Here is an 18,706-nt window from a genome sequence, read left to right on the forward strand (position 1 = left end):
GGGAATTCCTGTCTGAATGGGTCACGCCTGTTCGCACTGTCAAGCCGTGCGTTCCCGATTCAACCGAGCCGCCGCCCAGGTGAACACCAGCACGAAGAAGAAGTAGGAGATCACCAGCGCACTGTTGAAATGGCCGCTGCTGTTCTTCATGTTGTTCAGGTAGACCTGCAGGGTTTCGTAGCGCGTGCCGACCAGCAGGTTGGCGAAGACGAATTCGCCGAACAGAAACGAAAACGACAGAAACAGCGACACCATCAGCCCCTTGCGAAGGTTCGGCAGCACCACCAGAAACGCCGCCTTCCAGGTGCTCGCGCCGAGCAGGTGAGCGGCATCCATCAGATCGCGAATATTGATTGCCTGCAGGTTGTTGCTAATGGCGCGGTACATGAACGGCAGGGCGATGGTGAAGTAGGCGCCAATGAGGATCCAGGGCGTGCCGACCATTGCCAGCGGCCCCGAGCCGTAGAGCTGCAGCAGGCCGACCGACGACACCACCGGTGGCACGGCGAACGGCAGCAGGATCAAGATGTTCATCAGCCCGTCGAGCTTCGGGAAGTGGTAATGCACGACGAACAGCAGCGGCAGGATCAGCACCACCGCCAAAGCCAGCGCACCAAAGCAGACCAGCAGTGATTGGGCGAACGCCCGTAGGAAGCGTTCGTCACTCCAGAGCTGCAGGTACCAGTCAAAGGTCAATCCGTCCGGCAGGATGGTCGCCGACCAGCTGCTGGAAATCGAATAGAGAAAGGTCGCAGCCAGTGGTAGCAGCAGGATGAGAAACAGCAGCCAGACCACCATGCGGTGATATAGCGCACCACGTTTGGCTTCAGCGGCTCGCATGGTAACTCCTCTTGAGCAGCACTTGATGCGCCACGGTAATCACGCCCATCAGCCCGACCAGCACCATAGACAATGCGCTGGCCATGTTCGGGTCGAGGGAGATATCGCCGGAAATCATCGCCGCGATGCGGATCGGCAACACGTTGAAGTTGCCCGTAGTGAGGTAGTAGACCGTGGCATAGGCCCCCAACGCATTGGCCAGCAGGATGACGAAGGTGCCGAGCAGCGCTGGGGTGAGCACCGGCAGGCCGATGTAGCGCCAGTAGCTCCAGGTGCCTGCACCTAGCAACGAGGCCGACTCACGCCAGTCCTCGTGCAGCGCATCGAAGGCGGGGTAGAGCAGAAGCACGCCCAGCGGGATCTGGAAATAGGTGTAGAGCACGATCAGGCCGGTTTTGGAGTACAGGTTGAAGTCTTCGATGACTCCGGCCTGCTTGAGCAGGATCGTCAGTGCCCCGTTGAAGCCGAGCAGGATGACGAAGGCAAAGGCCAGCGGCACGCCCGCGAAGTTGCTGGTCATGTTGGAAAAGGCCATGACGAAGTCGCGTAATTTCGAATCGACCTGGCGTAGTGAGTAGCTGCCGAGAATAGCGATGACGATGCCGATCAGGCTCGACCAGAACGCGATCTGCAGGCTGTGCTTGATGGCTTGGAGGTAAAACTTCGAGCCGAAGACTTTCTGGAAATTGGCCAGGCCCCAGCCATCGGCAGTGTTCAGGCTGTTGAGCGTGACCCAAAGCAGCGGGGCGATCTGAAAGGCGAAGAAGAACAAGGCGAATGGCAGCAGGCAAAGCAGCGCCAGCCGTTTGCTGTGCGGGGCCCGACGGCCTGCAACCCCAGGGCCAGCGCTGTCTCGAACGGCTGCAGTCTTGACGTTGTCTTCGAGCTGCGCAGTCATTTCAGCAGCTCCGGGCACAACGGCTTGTCATGCGGGACGCCGAGCAGTTCGCACAGCGTGCCGCAGAGTTCGGTCTGTTTTGGGCGCGCGGCGGGGTCGAGGCTGAACGCCGAACCCAGCACGAACAGCGGCACCTCGCGTTCTTCCGGTAGCAGACCATTATGCGAGCGGTCGTTGTTCATGCCGTGATCGGCTGTTACCAGCACCTGATAGCCGTCATCCAGCCAGCGTTGCAGGTGGTCGGCAAGCAGGATATCGGCGCGCCGTGCAGCGTTGCGGTACTGAGACGAATCCAGACCGTGCTTGTGGCCGGCGTCGTCGATGTTCATCGGGTGCACCAGCAAAAAGTTCGGGTTGTGCCGTAAGCGCAGGTTTTCTGCATCGGCGAACAGGTGAGAGTCGGGGTAATGGTCTTCGTAGTAGAAATGGCCGTGCTGTATCGGCAGCTCGGGCGTCTCGCTGTGACGATCGCGTGTCGCCTGGAACGGCGTGCGGTTATAGAGTTCGCTGATCCAATGGTAGGCCGCGGCCGCTGTGCTCAATCCGGCGTCGCGGGCGTAATGGAAGACGCTGTGCTCGGTGGATAGCCGTATTACCTGGTTGTGCACCACGCCGCTGTCGATCGGTGTCACGCCGGTCAGTATGCATTCATACAGTGGCCTAGACAGCGCCGGTAACTCACATTGCAAGCGGTACAGCGCCCCGCGCCCGGCCACGCAATACGCCTGCAAGTGCCCGAGGGCGTGCTCGGCGACCCGGTAGTTAAGGCCGTCGAGCACAACGAGGATGGCTTGGCGCATGCTTTCGTTCCTGCTTAGCTTTGTGGGAGCCGGGGGCGCGCAGGGCCTTTGCTCGCGAACAGCTTTGCCAAGCCCAGCCGCTAGCAATCTCGCTCCTATAGGTCCGTAGGGTGGGCAAAGCGGAACGCCGCCCAGTCCACATCTACGATCCTGAGCCAATTGGCCGGCGATCACTCCATTTCGATGATCACGTTCTCCTGCCACTGCTGCGGCAGTGCCTTCGAGGTTGCTTCCCAGGCTTCAGCGTCCTTGATCGGCTTGACCTTGGCGTACTGCTCGTTCGGCAGCAGCTTGGCCTGTACCTCGGCGGGCAGGGTCAGGTGCTCGGCGCGGATCGGCCGGGCGTTACCCTTGGCCAAGTTGATCTGCCCGGCGTCAGAAAGGATGTACTCGCGGGCGAGCTTGGCGGCGTTGGGGTGCTTGGCCCATTTGTTGATGATGGTCGTATAACCGGAGATCACCGAGCCATCCGAGGGGATCAGCACTTCGAATCGGCTGGGGTCGATTTGGTCGCGGTACGACAGGCCGTTGAAGTCCCAAACCACACCCACTTCCACTTCGCCGCGCTCAAGCGTCTGAATCGTCGGGTTCGATAGTGACAGGCGGCCCTGCTTGGCGATCTCGGCGAAATAATCCAGGCCTGGCTGGATATTCTTTTCGTCACCGCCGTTGGCTACGGCCGCTGCCAGTACGCCGTTGACGGCCTGTGCGGCAGCGCTGACATCGCCGATGGCGACTTTGTAGTTACCGTCCTTAAGCTCAGCCCACGAGGTCGGCGCTTCCTTGACCAACTGCTTGTTGACGATAAAAGCGATGGAGCCGGTATAGGCCAGCATCCAGTGGCCATCCTGATCCTTGGCCCAGTCCGGGATCTGTTCCCAAGTGCTCGGCTTGTATGCTTGGGTAACGCCTTGCTGTACGGCAATTGGCCCGAACGCGGCGCCGACATCGCCGATATCGGTCGTGGCGTTATCCTTTTCCGCAGCGAACTTGGCGATCTCTTGGGCCGAGCTCATGTCGGTATCCATGTGCTTGAGACCGTATTTTTTCTCTAGATCCTGCCAGGTGTCCTTCCAATTGGCCCAGCTGTCCGGCATGCCGACGCTATTGACCTCACCTTCCGCGCGCGCCGCCTCTTCGAGGCTTTTCAGGTCCGTTTGTGCCGCGTTCGCCGATGTCGCCAGGGCGATAGCTGATCCCAGCAGTGAAGCCAGCAGCAGTCGTTTCATTCGAAGCTCCTTTCGCAGGTCGTATTGGTCTAGATCAGCAGGGCTGAGGCCAATCTAGGGCGTGCAAATGACACTTTGATGTCGTTACCTCCGCCATCGCCCTGAGGAGCGACACTGCGACAGGAGTGCCATAGCAAGCCTAGCTCAGCCTGGAAACCTTGCCCGGGCGGGCTCTCGCCGGGTGCCGAAGCGCTGTCGTATCCTGCGCAGCCATTTTTTAGCAAGCCGATGCACAGACAATGTCACGCAGCGTTCATCCAGCTTGCCTAGGCTGATCGGTACGATCGACGAGAAAAGGCGGCAATCAAACGCACCGTTTTAGTGCTGGACTAGGCCATGAGGAGAGCTTGATGCGTGACGAGGCACCGCGGACCGTTACGGCGATCTGCCGCTCGCTACAGGAACAGATCGATCATGGCCTGCTGCCCGCCGGCGGGCAGCTGCCATCCGAGCGAAAGCTCAGCGAGCTGTTCGATACCACCAGGATCACCCTGCGCGAAGCGCTCGGCCAACTGGAGTCCTGCGGCCTCATCTACCGCGAGGATCGCCGCGGCTGGTTCGTGTCGCCGCCTCGGCTGCTCTACAACCCGCTGGTGCGCAGCCACTTCCACGCCATGGTCGGCGAGCAGGGGCGGTCACCGGCGACTGAGGTGCTATCGGCGAGGCTGCAACCCGCCAGTGCGGGAATCTGCGCGCGGTTGGAGCTCGCGGCGTTGTCGAGCGTCATCCAGATCCGCCGCGCCCGGCGCATCGATGGCCGCCTGGTGCTCTACGTCGAACACTATCTGAACTCCTGCTATTTTCCGGGCATCCTCGACTATGACCTGACTCGCTCGCTTACCGAACTCTATGCCAGCGAATATGGCATCCAATACGGCCGGGTCCGCTTCGACATGGTCCCTACCGCCCTCCACCCCGAAGCCGCCACCACCCTGCGCATCGCCCCCGGCAGCCCAGCCCTGCGCATCACCCGCCTAAATCGCGACCAGCACGAGCGGATCATCGACTGTGACGTGGAGTACTGGCGGCATGATGCGATTCATGTGTGTGTGGAGGTGCCGGAGTAGGGGTAGGCCGTTTAGGCGGGTTTGGCCAGCACCGCCAGCTTCGCATTGCGCTCAGCGGTCGCTCGTTCCCGCTCGGTGAGCGTTGGCCCATTGCGAAGTTGGCAGGCTTGAACCATTCGGCGAATTCGGAAGCTGTGAGGTCGCGGGGGAGCGAGCTTCTAGTGCAGCAACATCGTAATGAGAAGTCCAAGTAGTGCTGCCGCATGGTCGGCCTGTCTAGAAAACTGCCGCACGGAAATGCGTCACTCTTTTAGCTATAGATTTTCAGGTTTTTTCGGATCAGGTTGATATGTCTCTCGAAGTTATGCTTTTGAGAATATACATGCAATTTTCATGTTATAGCGCCTTGCCTTGATTTCCACTCTAGCAATGCAGGTTGATTAGCGTGCTTCCGGTTGGTAGTGATCTGGAAATGCGATGTATTGATATTCTCTGAAATCCGCACCATCTAAACCCCTGTTTAGGATTTTTCGACCTGTAGTGCTTTGGATCCATGTTATAAATGGATGTACTAGTCGATTAAGTTTTTTTGTACTATTTAGTAGATATCAAACGACTCATGAACTGTCTGCAGATCAGGCCGTTTCTGAGTTATGTTTTGGAGGATGGTTGCTAGTTGTTGCTTCTTGCAGAATAAGAACAGCACGCCTTTGTCCATGGCCTGGAGATGTGTGTTGAAATAATCGAAGTGCAGCCCTATGACTGGGCGATTCGTATGGATTGATATTCTTTTGTAACGCGTCCACTCATGGTCGCGATGATGATATTCGGTATGCATCTCTTGAAATTTACTGGAGTTGGCCAGTCCCAGGTAAAGCAACCCCATACCGCCAGGGCCGACGAGTGCTACCCAAAAGATTGACAGGTCGAGAGCGATAACAAATAACACGGCGATAGCTGCGATAACTGTCAGCCATTTCAAGGCGATCATCCAGCCTTTGCCAGGAGCTTTCCATTCGCAGACCTCAATACCTTGCTCGATCAGACGATAAGCGAACTTTGTTTTTTGGTGAGTTGTGCCGTAAATAGCTGTCATGGCTAATATGTAAAATGGTATCCCTATCGCTGTAGATTTTGCTGAGCTGGGGTTGAAAATCTCCCCCATCCATCCAAAAAAGATAGTGGTAATTAGGAAAATAAAAAAGAACATCGCGTTTGCGACTGTTGTGTTATAAGGTCTTGCCTTGATTCTCCACTCTAAAAGAGCAGGTGAGTTAATGCGCTTCCACTGATGGTGGTCTGGAAGTTCGATGGGCTGATTCCAGGGCAGAGCCTGTAGAAATCCGTTCAAGATACTGCTCATAAGCATTCATTCATTCGCGTGTGGCACCTGCAGGGGGAGCAATCGGGTGCTTTGTGAAGAGAGCACCATGTCGCTATTGGGTTCCTTGCTGAAAGCATTACTTTCCAGGTCAGCCTCGGAGGAGGAGGCGCCTATGTCCACGCGGAACATATAGCCCCGGCCGTTAGTGCTCTCCAAAATCTGCTCTGGGTAGCGAACTTCCAGTTCCAGCACGGGGGCGCGTTGGTAGGCAATCCAGGTTTGCCATAGACGGTGCTGTGTGTCCTTGGGGTAGAGAGAGTCGCCGGGCAGCGGCCCGTTGGAACGCTGTGCGGGCGGTTGTCCAAATCGTTCGATGGGCGCCCAATGGCCTTCGAGGAGCTGCTCGTAGAACCTGTCTGCCATGCCTTGCATCAGGCTATCGGAAAACCAGCCGCTGTCGACCATGGCCGGTTGCAGCTTTACGGCTGTTCCAGCCAGTTCGGACGGTAGCAGGAGCTGTAGCCAGAAGCCGGTGTAGATACGAGGGCCACGGCCGTAGTAAGGCAGGGTGGTGGCGCGAGCCGCCAGGCTTGGACGCAGGCAGATTTCGTTTAGGGTGCGCAATTCCTCCTTGTGATCCTCGTCGCTGTGCGTCCAGGTGGGGGATTTACCCCAACTGCTGCGATACAGCCAGAGCCGCAGGCCTTCTCGCTTGTACTGGTTGGCAATCATGCTGGAGATAAGGTAGATCACGCCGAGCAGCGCGATGATGATGGTCACCGGGTTGGACATGATCCAGGCGAAGCCGAACCAGAAGCCCAAGGCACTGCCTATTAGTTGGGCGCCGGCAACCGTCGTCATTGCCATTAAGGTATACATTTTTACGTTCAATGCAGTTTCTTCGGCTTTACTGGTCGCTTTATCCACATCCTTTGAAACCTGCCAAGCCTCCACTCCCGCAGCGATAGCGCCGAAAGCGGCCATTCCCGCAGTACGAAGGGCGAGACTGCGGGCCAAACGCCCATATTGAGTGTTAATGCCCCAAGCTTTTACTCCAACCTGAGCCAATTGGACGGTCTTTTCGTTCACAACCGATTTGAGGCTTGCCCACTTGTTCCACGCCGGTACCGTCCAGAGCGCCATCAGCGCATTAGCCGTATAGGCGGCGTTGGCGCCCACCGTGCGCAGCTCATCCTCACTGAAGCTGCCATCATTGCGTGCCTTATCCAGGCTGTTGAGAAAGTTCCAGATATTCAGACCTGCGACCAGAACGGGCAGGCTGCCGCCGAGTTCCTGATTGACCCACTGGCGGCTACGGGCGGCATAACCAGAGGCACTTTTTGCTTTGAGCTGTAGCTGTTCCAGTAGCTCCGATTGGCCCAGTGTAGCCAGCCATGCATTCACTTGGCGGGTTTGTGTGGTTGTGATGCATGTTTCTTTGGCAATTGCTCCCATAACCTCGTTCGGTCTTTGCAGATTGAGTGTGTGGAGTTTTTGCTCAAGATCTTGTAGCTGGATACGTGCCGAACGTTTGTCCACCCCTTTTCCTGGGAGTGCGAGGCCGCGCTGCAGGCCCTTTATGTTCTTGTTCAGTCGGGCATATTGCATCAGCCATTTGCGATTCTTCTTAGCAAATTCAGGATCGCGGATCAGTTGGGTTTGCGTGGATATTTCGGTCGAAACCAGTACCTGCGTAACGCTGAAGGCAAAAATGCGAGCCTCGGGAGCGAATTTCGTGCTCAAAGCCGGCAGCAGGACGAAGGCCATCAGGTTCCAGCTGTCTTTGGCTTTTTGTCCCACCACGGCGCGCAATGTCTCGAAGGCGCGCTTGCCCGGCTCGGAAAGGCTCTTGTACAGGCTGCTGCCTTGTACGCTCGGCAGGTCAAGTACCGACTTCACTTCGTTGGCCCGGCTGACTTCACTAGTGGTGTCGGATAGCCAGCCGTGGGCCTGACCACTACCTTCACCCTGTCGCCCCTGGTTGTCGATGGTGCCGTAGGTGGTGAAGTTGACAGAAATCTTGTCGATCAGTGCGGAAAGCTCGGCGCTGAAATTGAATAACGCCAGGCCCGCCAGCGTGGTGGGCTTGCCGTACTGCTCGCATAGCCATCTCTTACCCGTATCGCTCGCGCCCAATTGCTCATAGAGACTGGCCATCGTTTCCAGCAGTTGGGTCGATTGCTGCTGGTGGCAGGGATCATAAAAAACCTCCTCCGCTTTCGGACTGAGACTTTTCAGCCAGGCGAGTAGGTCGCTCTCGCTGCGCTGTATGTGCGCGTTGAGGCGCTCCATTTCATCGGAGCGTTCTTGTAGATAAGTCCAGGTCTCTTCGAAGCGAACGTCCTTGCGCCAGGTCGTTTTCTGTTGCCATTCGTCTACCAGTGCGCGCCATTCTTTTCCCGAGGGTGAGGTGCCCCAGTTTGTGCGGAACTGCTGTTGAGCCTGCTGCACTTTAAGTGATTTGAGTGTCAGGGTCGCGTCACTGCCACTGTGATTGAGTAGCTGTGCTTCGCTATCGAGCAGGTTGTGAACGTCTTTGGTGAAAGCCTGCTTGCGGCTTGGGTCGGTTGACACCGATTTGGGCATGAGGTGGTCTAGTTTGACGCCGCAAAGCCCCTGGATAAGGGTAGCGCTATTGATCTTGTTGGCATGCTGCGTGTCTGCTGCTGCCAGTTCCAGCCAGCGTCCCTGTAGGTTCATGGCCAGGTCGTCGACGATGGCCATTGGATCGTCCAGAGCGACGAAGAGGGCGCTGTCCTGGTCGGGTACGCTGCCCAGAATATCCGCATCTGCCGATTTCACCTCGCCCGGCAAAATCGGCGCTGCCTCAGAACCTTTTCCGGGGCTTCCGCCCGAATTCATCCTGATTACCGGGCCGACCATGGTGATGCCGCCCGCATCCAGCTTGATAAAGCTACCGGCGGCCCTGAAGGTCAGTTCGCTGCCGGCTTCGAGGACGACGTTGAGGCCGCTGGAGAGGTGGATTTCGTTGCCGGCTTCGATGAACTGGCCGGTGCCTATCTTGACGTGCTGGTTGTTGCCCACGGTGAGGTGGTCGTTGGCTTTGATTTCGCTGCGGCGGTCGGCGTAGGTGGTGCGGTGCTCTTCGGCTTTGAATTCGCTGTAGCTGTTGGCCTCGACGGTGTCGTGGCGCTCGTGGCCGACGCGGATCTTCTGGTCGTGCTCGACGTTCTCGTCCCAGTCGCGCTGGGCGTGGATATAGATTTGCTCGGCGTCCTTGCGGTCTTCGATGCGCAGCTCGTTGTAGCCATCCCCGCCGGGGCTGCTGAGGGTCTTGAACACGCTGCGGGTTTTATTCGCCGGCAGGTCGTAGGGGACGGCATTTTCCTTGTGATACAGACAGCCCGTGATCAGCGGTTGGTCGGGGTCGCCTTCGAGGAAGGTGATCAACACTTCCATGCCGACACGGGGGATGGCGATACCGCCGTACTGGTCGCCGGCCCAGCTGGAGGAAACACGCAACCAGCAGCTGGTCTTATCGTCGGCTTGGCCTTCGCGATCCCAAAAGAACTGTACTTTCACCCGGCCGTACTCATCGCAATGGATTTCTTCGCCGGCGGGGCCTGTGACCACTGCGCTCTGGCTGCCAAGGATGCGTGGTTTGGGGTGTTTCAGTGCGGGGCGGTAGGGAACGATCCATGGCGTGGCTGTGAAGCGGTTGCGGTAGCCTTGGGTGAAACCGCTGGCCTCCAGACGATGGGCGACACCCTCCGGTATCTCTTCCCGTAAGGGAGGGTGGGCGCGCGTAGAGATGCTTGGCAATTCAATAGAGGATTCTTCCAGCACTTGTGGCTGTTTGCCTTCGTGGTGGACTTCGTTGAGCAGCCAGAGCTGATTCCAGTCGCCACGTGGATGCCCGGTTAGGGGCAGGAAGTGGCCGCTGAGCAACCGCTGGTCACTTTCGCCTTCGGCCAATTCGAAGTCGTGGCCGTGACGTTCCAGGACGCGCTGAGCCAGATGCTTGCCTCGTTCACGGTCGACGAAGCGGCCGGGGTAGTCGTAATCCTCGAGGTCGGGTCGAGCATCGTTGCGAACAGCCGCTTCCATGGTCATGCGTGGCTTTTCGAAATCGTAATCGCGGCGGGACACCCGGTTGGGTCGGGTTTCGACACGCACGCCGAAGCGCTTGATCACCGGCTCGTCGGCAACCAGGCCGCTGTCCTGCTGACAAGACACAGGCGCGAGCTTGGGGAATACCGTCTGGTCGTCGCCGAATACCAATACGTGGCCGGACTCGCGGTGTTGAAAGTGGTAGTGAATGCCTTCTTCTTCGCAGAGTCGCTGGATGAAATGCAGGTCTGTCTCGTCGTACTGAACGCAATAGTCCCGCTCGGGATAGATGACCGGGCCGAGATCGAAACGATGGCCGTTACCGGTAAGGATGCCGTGCTCTTCAAGCACTTTGGCGATGATTTGCGGCACCGACAGGTGCTGGAAGATGCGCTGGTTGGTCCGGTGCGCCAGGTACGCGAGCTTGGGGACGATTACCAGTTGGTAGCGCGTCAGGCGTTTGCCCGATTCACCCTGTGCCGCTTGGTAGAGCTGGCCATGAATACCGCCGCCATATTCAGCGAGCGTCAGGAACGTGGATCGATGCAGCAGGCTTTCTAGATCAAGATCCGGGCGCTCGCTGACCAATTCAAGTTCGAAGCGATACGGCTGGCTGATGGCTTCGCGGCCGCTGAATTCGAGCACCTGGAAGTCGTGTTCGATGCCTTCGATGTGCAGGGAAAAATGGGTCTGGTTGGCGGGGGCGAACATCCTTGTTCCTCCTGAATCCGTCCATGGGATTGCGCCAGGGCGCAGCGGGGGTATCGATGTATCACGAGGCGGCGCCGTCGCGGTGCGCCAGGTCGCGCATTACCGTGCGGTGGCTCGAATTTCCGCTACTGCTTCGCAAAAAGCTTCGGCCAGGCGAGGCCCGACCGAAGCTTTCCATGAGAGCGTGTCAGCTGGCGATCGGGGTGCGCCAGTCGTCGGAGCCGGAGGTGCCGGAGACTTCGTGAGTCCAGACGATTTTGCGGTAGGTGAAGTACACGTCTTCAAGATGGGTGAAGTGGGACATGTTCGGGTCTTGGCAGTTGGGCATGCGCGACTGCACATCGACGATTACCGCATCTTCCAGTTCGATGGTGAAGTAGTGCTCCTGGGTTCCGGTGGAGGAGGTGCGGTACCACTCCAGGCGGCACTTGTTCAGGCGCTCACCCGAAGTCAGGGCGTTGAAGATCAGCGGCGATGATTTGTCGAACACCTTGGTGATCATCAGCGGCTTGTGTACGCGCTGGCCGGTGGGCTGGCCGGACTGTGGATCGCGCGGGATGATGACCTGGTGCTGGAAGGCCTGCACCAGGATCTGGTCTTCGTGTCCTTCCTGGAAGATGTTGCCGACCGAGTCCTCGGTGAAAGTGCCTGCGGTGATCAGGCCTTGCTTGGTGCCTTCGAGGGACAGATACGCGGGTGTTGGCATGAACGCTCTCCTTGCCTTGTTGAATGCCGGAATGGCCTAAAGACAAGCGCAAGCGTTGTGCCATCGGAATAAAATCATTAAGAATCAGCAGCTTATGAATTTCGTTCGAAAGCGTTTGGGCCGCTATGCGGGAGGGCTCACATTTAGCTGGGCAACATCCTGCCAGCAGCAGCGCAAGGTTTGGCGCACGTGCGCGCGAGTCCAGCAATCACGCGCCGTGCGGCTATAGACGTCGCGCCGCCAAGCGGAACGCTGTGCAGTATCTTGCGCAGGGCGGCTGCTCAGGATGAGCAGCTGATTTCCAGGTGCTTGCCCCACTCCGGGGGTCGCTCGGCGTAGCGTTCCATTCCCGGGTGTTCGTCGAAGGGGCGACTGAGCACCGCATGTAGTTCGCGCACCGGGCCGTAATCTCCCGCCTCGGCCGCTTCGATTGCTTGCTGGGCGAGGTAGTTGCGCAGGATGTACCTGGGATTGGCCGCATGCATGCGCGCCTGCCGCTCGGCTTGGGCGTCACCTTCACGCTCGGTGCGTTGGCGGTAGGCCGCAGCCCAGTCGTCGAACGCCTTGATGTCGATGAAATCTTCGCGTAGACGGGCCAGGGTCTGCTCAGGCGCATTGCCACCGAGCTCGCGAAAGAAATTCGTATAGTCAATTGCGCCGTCCTGCATCAGTTGCAGCAGGCGTTGCACCAATGCCTTGTCGTCTTCCTCGGCGGTCCGAAAGCCCAACCGCTTGCGCATCAGATCGAGCCAAGCCGCTTCGTAGATCGGCAGGAACAGGTTCATCGTCTCGCGCAACTGCTCCACCGCGACGAAGGGCGTCAGGGCCTGGGCCAGGGCGGCCAGGTTCCAGTGCGCGATGGGCACCTGGTTTTCATAGGAGTAGCGCCCCGCATCGTCGGAATGGTTACAGATGAAGCGCGCATCGAAGTCGTCGAGGAAGGCGTAGGGGCCGAAATCGAAGGTGATGCCCAGGATCGACATGTTGTCGGTGTTCATCACGCCATGACAGAAGCCATATGCCTGCCAGTAGGCGATCAGTTCGGCGGTGCGCTCCAGCACCTCGCGGAAGAATGAATGATAGGGCTCGGGATGCTCCAGGCAGTCGCTGAAATGGCACTCGACGACGTGATCGAGTAGCTGCTTCAGTTCATCGTGTTGCTTGGTGTAGTAAAAGTACTCGAAATTGCCGAAGCGCACATGGCTTTGCGCCAGGCGCAGCAGCATGGCGCCACGCTCCTGGCGTTCGCGATAGACCGGCGTATCCGAGCCGGTCACGCAGAGCGCGCGTGAGCTGGGAATGCCCAGCGCATGTAGGTGCTCGCTGGCGAGGAATTCACGAATCGAGGAGCGCAGCACGGCGCGGCCGTCACCCATGCGGGAGTACGGCGTCTTGCCTGCACCCTTGAGGTGCAGGTCCCAATGTTCCCCCGCATCATTGACCACTTCGCCCAGGAGCAGGCCGCGACCGTCGCCCAGGCGCGGGTTGTAGCTGCCGAATTGATGGCCGGAATAGACCATGGCCCGTGGCTCGGCCGTGCTCCAGAGCTTGTGGCCAGAGAACAGCTCGGCGAACAGCGGATCCTCCGCCACTGCCGGGTCGAGATCCAGCAATGCCATGGCCGCCTCGCTGGCCACCACCAGGCGCGGTGCTTCCAGCGGTTGAGGCGTTACCTCAGTGGAAAACACATCGCCGAGACGGGCGAAGCGGTTATCGAAATTCAGCTCGGTGAGAGTCTTCACGGGGGCTCCGGGCGGTCCTGAAATGTAGCGCTCGCAGGCGAGGGCACGTTGAATTGGAGGTCTTGCCTGTCGGAGCGTTCCTCAAGTCTGACCGTTGGCAGGCGCCCCAAGAGGCGTTTCGTTGTGATCGGACCGCGGTATTTCCAGGCCCGGCGGGGCACTTTTCAGGTGCACGTCCAGCTGACGGAATGCGATGACGATCCCGCGAGCGCGGAACTCCTGATCGATACGTCGGTTTATCTCATCGATAACCGGATTGCGGTCCCCGAGATCCCGCACATGCAGGCGAAGCTCATGCTCCAACCGGCTCTCGCCGAAGTTGAGGAAGAAGACCTGCGGTTCAGGCTCCTTGAGCACACGGGGGTTCTCTCGGGCTGCCTGGAACAGAAGATTACGCACCTCTTCGAGCTCGGAACCGAACTGCACGCCGATGCGAATCGTGACCCGGGTGATGGTGTCGTTGAGCGACCAGTTGACGAGCTGGTCGGTCACGAACGTCTTGTTCGGGACGATGATCTCCTTGTTGTCGAAATCGGTAATGGTCGTCGCCCGGATACGAATGCGGCTGACTGTCCCGGACAAATTGCCAATGGTTACCACGTCGCCGATGCGTACCGGTTTCTCGAACAGAATGATCAATCCCGATACGAAGTTGGCAAAGATCTCCTGCAGGCCGAAGCCTAAACCCACCGACAACGCAGCAACCAGCCATTGCAGCTTGTCCCAGCTCACGCCAAGGGTGGATAGCGTCGTGACAATGCCGATGCCAACCAGTGTGTACGAGAGCAAGGTGCCCGTCGCATAAGCACTGCCCTGAGCCAGGCGCATCCGGGACAGTACAAGTACCTCGAGGAGGCCCGGCAGGTTGCGTGCGAGCGCGAAAGTTATGACGACCGTGGCCAGTGCACCGAGCAGGTTGTTCAGTGTGATGGCAGACGTGCTGGCGGTCTCACCGCTGCCGCTGGTGAATTCGTACAGGGTGACGTTATCGAGGTACGACACCACACTGATCAGGTCAGCCCAGACCCAATAGAGCACAACGAAGAACAGGCCGAACATGGCCAGCCTGGTCAGGCGCAGGGATTGTTCATTGACCTGTTCGATGGCAAGACCTGGCTCGGCCGCACCTTCGTTGGCGGCACCGGCATCATCGGAACCGGCTTCTCGCTTGGCGATGGCCCGCTTGTATGCCAGGCGTCGCGCAGCCACGGTCAGGCCTCTGATCAGCGCGGCCTCGATGACGACCCAGGCTAGCAAGAGATACAGCGTATCGATCAGTCGGCCGGTCAGCTTAAGGGCGGTGTAGTAATAACCGAGCCCCACGACCACGATCAGCGCCAGTGGCAGCATGCTGAACAACAGACCGATGATGCGCCGCACTGGCGGAGCGTTCTGGCTTGATGGGCCTTTGAGCAGCAGGCGCGTCAGGCGCCAGCTCATCAGCGCGAAGCAGGTCAGCACCACGACAATGCCGATCACGTCCTCGACCAGGCTGCCCGGTTGATGTTCGGCAATTGCCACGACCGCTACGAGGGCTATGACTACCAACCCCAGACGACGAATCTCGTTGCGAAGGAAGATCACCTGGGGGCGGAACCAGCCGAAATGTGTCTCGGCCACGCGATTCGGCGAGAGCATGCGATAGGCGCTGTAGAAGACCAGCCAGGCCTGCGCCATCTGGTAGAAAGCGGCGCCGAGGCTGACGTTCTGTCCTCGCCCGTCCATCTGCAGGAGGTAACCACAAAGTGCCAGGAACAGCGCGCCGGGAAGCGCCAGCAAGAGATTGAGCAGCAGCGCCAGCGGCGTGTGCAATTGACTGTCGTGGCGGAAATGGCCGATGTCGGCGCTGAGCAAATCGAGCTTGGCGTTGATGGCGTTGCGGCGCCAGAGCAGTAAGCCGATCACCAGTAACAGCGGCACGAAGAACAGCGGTCGTTCCAGCAGTCCGGCGCCGAGCGCCTCGAACACGGAGCCCCAAGGCATCGCACGCAACTGGCGATCCAGCAGCGTCGGCACATTCTTGAACCAATCCAGATCCAGCGGCTTGTTGCTCGGGATCCAAAACATCTGCTCGTCCAGCGTTTCGCGCAGAGCCTGGGCTTTGGTCTGAAGCTGGCGTTGATTCAACTGCAAAGTGATCGATTCGCTAAGCAGTGCGTTGAGCTCGTGATTGAGCCGGTCGAGCAGCTCGCTGCGAGTGCGTATCAGCTCCAGCAATGCACTACGCAGCTCCGGCGTGACTTCGTTCGGCGGTAGCTTGGCGAGCTGCTGATCGACGTAATCTTCGACGTTGCCGCTGAGCTCCCGACGCTGGTTCAGCTCGAACTGGTAGAGGCGGATGTCGGCGATCTCGTCGGCCAGATTCTTATCCAGGCTTAGCTGCGGCAACGCCTGCTTCTGCTGGTAGAGAACCTTCGATAGCAGCAGGCTGCCCTCGAGCACGGCAATCTGTTCTTCCAATGCCTGGTCGGCCTGGTTCAGCGTGTCCAGCTGCTGGCGCGTCTGCAGATTTTCCTGGGTCAGGTCGTTGAGGCGTTCGGTGGCGCGTAGCAAGTAATCGGAGAGCTTGCGGTTCTCGGCGCTTTCGGCGGGCAACAGCTTGTCGGAGCCGGCTTTCTCCGCTTTCAGCGAGAACTCTGCGACGGTCTGCTCGGACTCTTCGCGGCGTTTGTTGTTGATCGCCGTCTGCAGCGCCATGGTTTCCTGCTCGGCGCGTGCGATGCGCTCGGACAGCAGATCGCGCCGGGCGACGCCAAGGTCTTGTAGCAGGCTGTTGCCGGCCAGCTCGTTGCGGCGCAGCTCGATTTGCGCCTTGAGCGCGGCCCTCTCGGCGCCGAGCAGTGCGCGGCGCTCGTCACTCAGCGGCTTGCCGCTTTCGCGCCCTGCCTTGAGCAGGCTGTTAATCTCGTCGATGCGAGTCTGGTGCTTGCTGATGTCTGCCTGGGCACGTTCAGGACGCGTCTGGGCGCTGATGATCATGCTGTTGGCTGCTGCCAGGGCGGTTTGCCAAGCCGACAGCTGCTCGATGCGCTCGGCCAACCGTTGTTCGAGCTTGGGAACCGTCAGCTTGGCCAGCTTCGCCGGCATATCGCTGGTGTCGCTGCCTTTGAGCTTGCTTAATTCCCGCTGAGACTCGGCGATCTCCTTGGCTGCGCCCGCGAGTTCGGCCTTGAGTTCGTCCAGGCGTCGCTGCGCCGTTTCGGTTTGTTCCGCGAGCCGCTGGGCACTTTCATCAACGCTGGGCTGCGCGTCTTTCGGTGCTTCTGCTTCGCCAGCCTGGCTGCCAGGCAGGCCGGGCACCGTGGGTGCGGCTTGAACGTAGGCGGAAGACGGGGCGATGACGAACAGTGTCGCCAACAGCAGGGTGCGGAAGAGGGCCATGGGTACTATCAGAATACGAAATGAGTGCGGAGTCTAAGGGCTGCGGATGGCCGAGGCGAGTCCATAGATCGGAACGCCTCAGCCCGCGTTATATGCGGCGAGGCACGTCTCAGAAATGCAAGCTCGGGCCCGGCGGATTGCCTTCCGGAAACTTCAGGCCGACCTTGCGTACTTCCCCGTGCTCCATCGCCGCGATGGTCCACGTCAGGCCGTTCCACTCGACCTGATCACCGACGACCGGCTTGCCGCCGACGCGTTCGGCCATGAATTGACCGATCTGCTGGTCGCCGTTCACATCGCCCAGTTTCAGTCCGTAGAGGGCCGCGAGAGCGCTCATCTGCGCCTCGCTTTCCAAAATGAAGTCACCGAAGAAGCGCATGTCGCGCCCGCGCTGTGGCGCCTCGCTGAACAGCTTGCCGAGCGCTGGCAGATCCTCTTCGTGGCCGATCACGCAGAGAATGTCATCGACCTGCAGGCGGGTGCTGCCGGAGGGGTGAAGCAGCGCTTTGCCGCGGAACAGTGCGGCGATGCGGGTGCCGGTTGGCATCTTCAATTCGCGCAGCGCAGCGCCTACGCACCATTTTTTCGCAGTCAGCCGGTAGATGAACATCTCCCACTGACTGGTGGTGTGGATCTGCAAGCCGGCGCGGGAGATTGGCAGTGGCGACGGTGGCACTTCGACCTTGGCTTTCTTGGCGGCCCAGGTCAGTGTCGTCCCCTGCAGCAGCAGCGAGACCAGCACGATGAAGAACGCTACGTTGAAGAACAGCTGGGCGTTCTCCAAACCTGCCATCAACGGAAACACCGCGAGGATCACCGGTACCGCGCCGCGCAGACCGATCCAGGATATGAAGAGTCGTTCGCGCAAATGGAAGCTGCGAAACGGCGCCAGGCCAATGAATACCGCCAGCGGCCGGGCAAAAAGGATCATCCACAACGACAGCGCCAGCGCCGGTAGGGCGATCGGCAATAACTCGCTGGGCGTAAGCAGCAGCCCGAGGACCAGGAACATGCCGATCTGGCTGAGCCAGGCCAGGCCGTCGAACATGTGCAGGATACCGTGGCGATTGCGAATGGGCCGGTTGCCCAAGAGCAGACCGCAGACATAGACCGCAAGGATGCCGCTGCCGCCGATGGCACCGGACAGCGCGTAGATCATGATGCCACCGGCCACGGCCAGCAGCGGGTAAAGGCCGTCAGCGACTGAGAGACGGTTGATCAGGTGCAACAGCAACCAGCCGCCGGACAGGCCCAGCAGGGTGCCGATCCCGAACTGCTGCAGCAGATTGAGAAAGAAGCCCCAGCCGAAGCCGGTCTCGCCGGAGGCCAGCATGTCGATCAGCGCGACGGTGAGGAACATCGCCATGGGATCGTTGCTGCCTGACTCTATCTCCAGCGTCGAACCGACCCGTTCGTTGAGTCCACGCCCGTTGAGTAGATTGAACACGACCGCTGCGTCCGTCGAGCCGACGATGGCGCCGATGAGCAGGCCTTGCATCAACGGCAACTGGAACAGCCAGGCCGCGGCCAGACCGGTCAGGCCGGAGGTAACCACTACGCCAGCAGTAGCCAGCGAAAAGGCTGGCCAGAGCGCCACGCGAAAAGTGGCAGCTCGGGTACGCATGCCACCATCGAGCAGAATGATCGCCAGCGCCAGGTTGCTGATCAGGAATGCCAGCGAGTAATCGTTGAATACGATACCGCCAATGCCGTCGACACCGGCGAGCATGCCCACCGCGAGGAATATCACCAGAATCGGCACGCCGAGGCGGGTCGACAGGGAGCTCATCAGGATACTGGCCGCAACCAACAGGGCACCGATAAAGAACAGGTGGTTGATGTTGCCGATATCCAAGCGCGCGCTCCGTAGATCAGTGTCGCTGATGTCATGCAGGGTGCATGCCAGGGATTCTAACCTGCTGATTTAGCGAGCTGTCAAAAAAAGCCGGCGGAACGACGGACGTGCCCCGCCGACACCAAGCCTGGTGTCGGCGGGG

Annotated in this window: 10 protein-coding genes and 1 pseudogene; 1 reads left to right on the forward strand and 10 read right to left on the reverse strand. The window is 59.4% G+C overall.

The genetic code is table 11. The features are described from left to right. Positions 1-39 precede the first annotated feature (39 nt). From H3028_RS14695 to H3028_RS14710, 4 genes are all read right to left on the reverse strand, one after another. The gene (locus tag H3028_RS14695) at positions 40-840 is read right to left on the reverse strand and encodes an ABC transporter permease (protein WP_181297865.1); all 801 of its coding nucleotides are present in this window, start codon (positions 838-840) and stop codon (positions 40-42) included. Then, complete coding sequence (locus tag H3028_RS14700) at positions 827-1,738, reverse strand: ABC transporter permease subunit (protein ID WP_258237800.1); 912 nt, start codon at positions 1,736-1,738, stop codon at positions 827-829. Before H3028_RS14700 ends, H3028_RS14695 begins: the two co-directional genes overlap by 14 nt. After that, positions 1,735-2,538, reverse strand: a complete 804-nt coding sequence (locus H3028_RS14705; protein ID WP_181297867.1) for an alkaline phosphatase family protein — start codon at positions 2,536-2,538, stop codon at positions 1,735-1,737. Before H3028_RS14705 ends, H3028_RS14700 begins: the two co-directional genes overlap by 4 nt. A gap of 170 nt (positions 2,539-2,708) precedes the next feature. Continuing rightward, entirely contained in the window at positions 2,709-3,767 is a 1,059-nt protein-coding gene (locus H3028_RS14710) for an ABC transporter substrate-binding protein (protein WP_181297869.1), read from the reverse strand. A 350-nt stretch (positions 3,768-4,117) separates the two neighbouring features. Between H3028_RS14710 and H3028_RS14715 the strand changes: the two genes are divergently transcribed. Next, positions 4,118-4,834 carry a UTRA domain-containing protein gene (locus H3028_RS14715; RefSeq protein ID WP_181297871.1) on the forward strand — a complete coding sequence of 239 codons (717 nt, stop codon included), beginning with the start codon at positions 4,118-4,120 and terminating at the stop codon, positions 4,832-4,834. A gap of 538 nt (positions 4,835-5,372) precedes the next feature. Here H3028_RS14715 and H3028_RS14720 read toward each other — a convergent pair. The 6 genes and pseudogenes from H3028_RS14720 to H3028_RS14745 all read right to left on the reverse strand — a co-directional run bounded on the left by H3028_RS14720 (position 5,373) and on the right by H3028_RS14745 (position 18,564). Then, on the reverse strand, positions 5,373-6,137 hold the full coding sequence (locus tag H3028_RS14720; RefSeq protein ID WP_181297873.1) for a hypothetical protein: 765 nt from the start codon (positions 6,135-6,137) through the stop codon (positions 5,373-5,375). A gap of 2,733 nt (positions 6,138-8,870) precedes the next feature. Then, positions 8,871-10,880 (reverse strand): annotated as a pseudogene (tssI, locus tag H3028_RS14725) (type VI secretion system tip protein TssI/VgrG); the annotation flags it as partial. A gap of 187 nt (positions 10,881-11,067) precedes the next feature. After that, positions 11,068-11,586: an Hcp family type VI secretion system effector gene (locus H3028_RS14730; RefSeq protein ID WP_021206448.1), complete on the reverse strand. Its 519-nt coding sequence runs from the start codon at positions 11,584-11,586 to the stop codon at positions 11,068-11,070. A gap of 281 nt (positions 11,587-11,867) precedes the next feature. After that, the gene (gene selO / locus H3028_RS14735) at positions 11,868-13,328 is read right to left on the reverse strand and encodes a protein adenylyltransferase SelO (protein ID WP_181297875.1); all 1,461 of its coding nucleotides are present in this window, start codon (positions 13,326-13,328) and stop codon (positions 11,868-11,870) included. Positions 13,329-13,409: 81 nt separating this feature from the next. Beyond that, entirely contained in the window at positions 13,410-16,709 is a 3,300-nt protein-coding gene (gene mscK, locus H3028_RS14740; protein ID WP_181297877.1) for a mechanosensitive channel MscK, read from the reverse strand. A 109-nt stretch (positions 16,710-16,818) separates the two neighbouring features. Further along, positions 16,819-18,564: a potassium/proton antiporter gene (locus H3028_RS14745; protein ID WP_181297879.1), complete on the reverse strand. Its 1,746-nt coding sequence runs from the start codon at positions 18,562-18,564 to the stop codon at positions 16,819-16,821. Positions 18,565-18,706: the final 142 nt, after the last annotated feature.

This window comes from Pseudomonas sp. Q2-TVG4-2 (assembly GCF_013620795.1).
Taxonomy (GTDB): Bacteria; Pseudomonadota; Gammaproteobacteria; order Pseudomonadales; family Pseudomonadaceae; genus Stutzerimonas.

Excerpts from the sequence above, each read along its gene's own strand:
- H3028_RS14695 (WP_181297865.1), bottom strand. The coding sequence starts at position 840 with ATGCGAGCCGCTGAAGCCAAACGTGGTGCGCTATATCACCGCATGGTG.
- H3028_RS14720 (WP_181297873.1), bottom strand. The coding sequence starts at position 6,137 with ATGAGCAGTATCTTGAACGGATTTCTACAGGCTCTGCCCTGGAATCAG.
- H3028_RS14730 (WP_021206448.1), bottom strand. The coding sequence starts at position 11,586 with ATGCCAACACCCGCGTATCTGTCCCTCGAAGGCACCAAGCAAGGCCTG.
- mscK (WP_181297877.1), bottom strand. The coding sequence starts at position 16,709 with ATGGCCCTCTTCCGCACCCTGCTGTTGGCGACACTGTTCGTCATCGCC.
- H3028_RS14700 (WP_258237800.1), bottom strand. The coding sequence starts at position 1,738 with ATGACTGCGCAGCTCGAAGACAACGTCAAGACTGCAGCCGTTCGAGAC.
- H3028_RS14715 (WP_181297871.1), top strand. The coding sequence starts at position 4,118 with ATGCGTGACGAGGCACCGCGGACCGTTACGGCGATCTGCCGCTCGCTA.
- H3028_RS14705 (WP_181297867.1), bottom strand. The coding sequence starts at position 2,538 with ATGCGCCAAGCCATCCTCGTTGTGCTCGACGGCCTTAACTACCGGGTC.
- H3028_RS14710 (WP_181297869.1), bottom strand. The coding sequence starts at position 3,767 with ATGAAACGACTGCTGCTGGCTTCACTGCTGGGATCAGCTATCGCCCTG.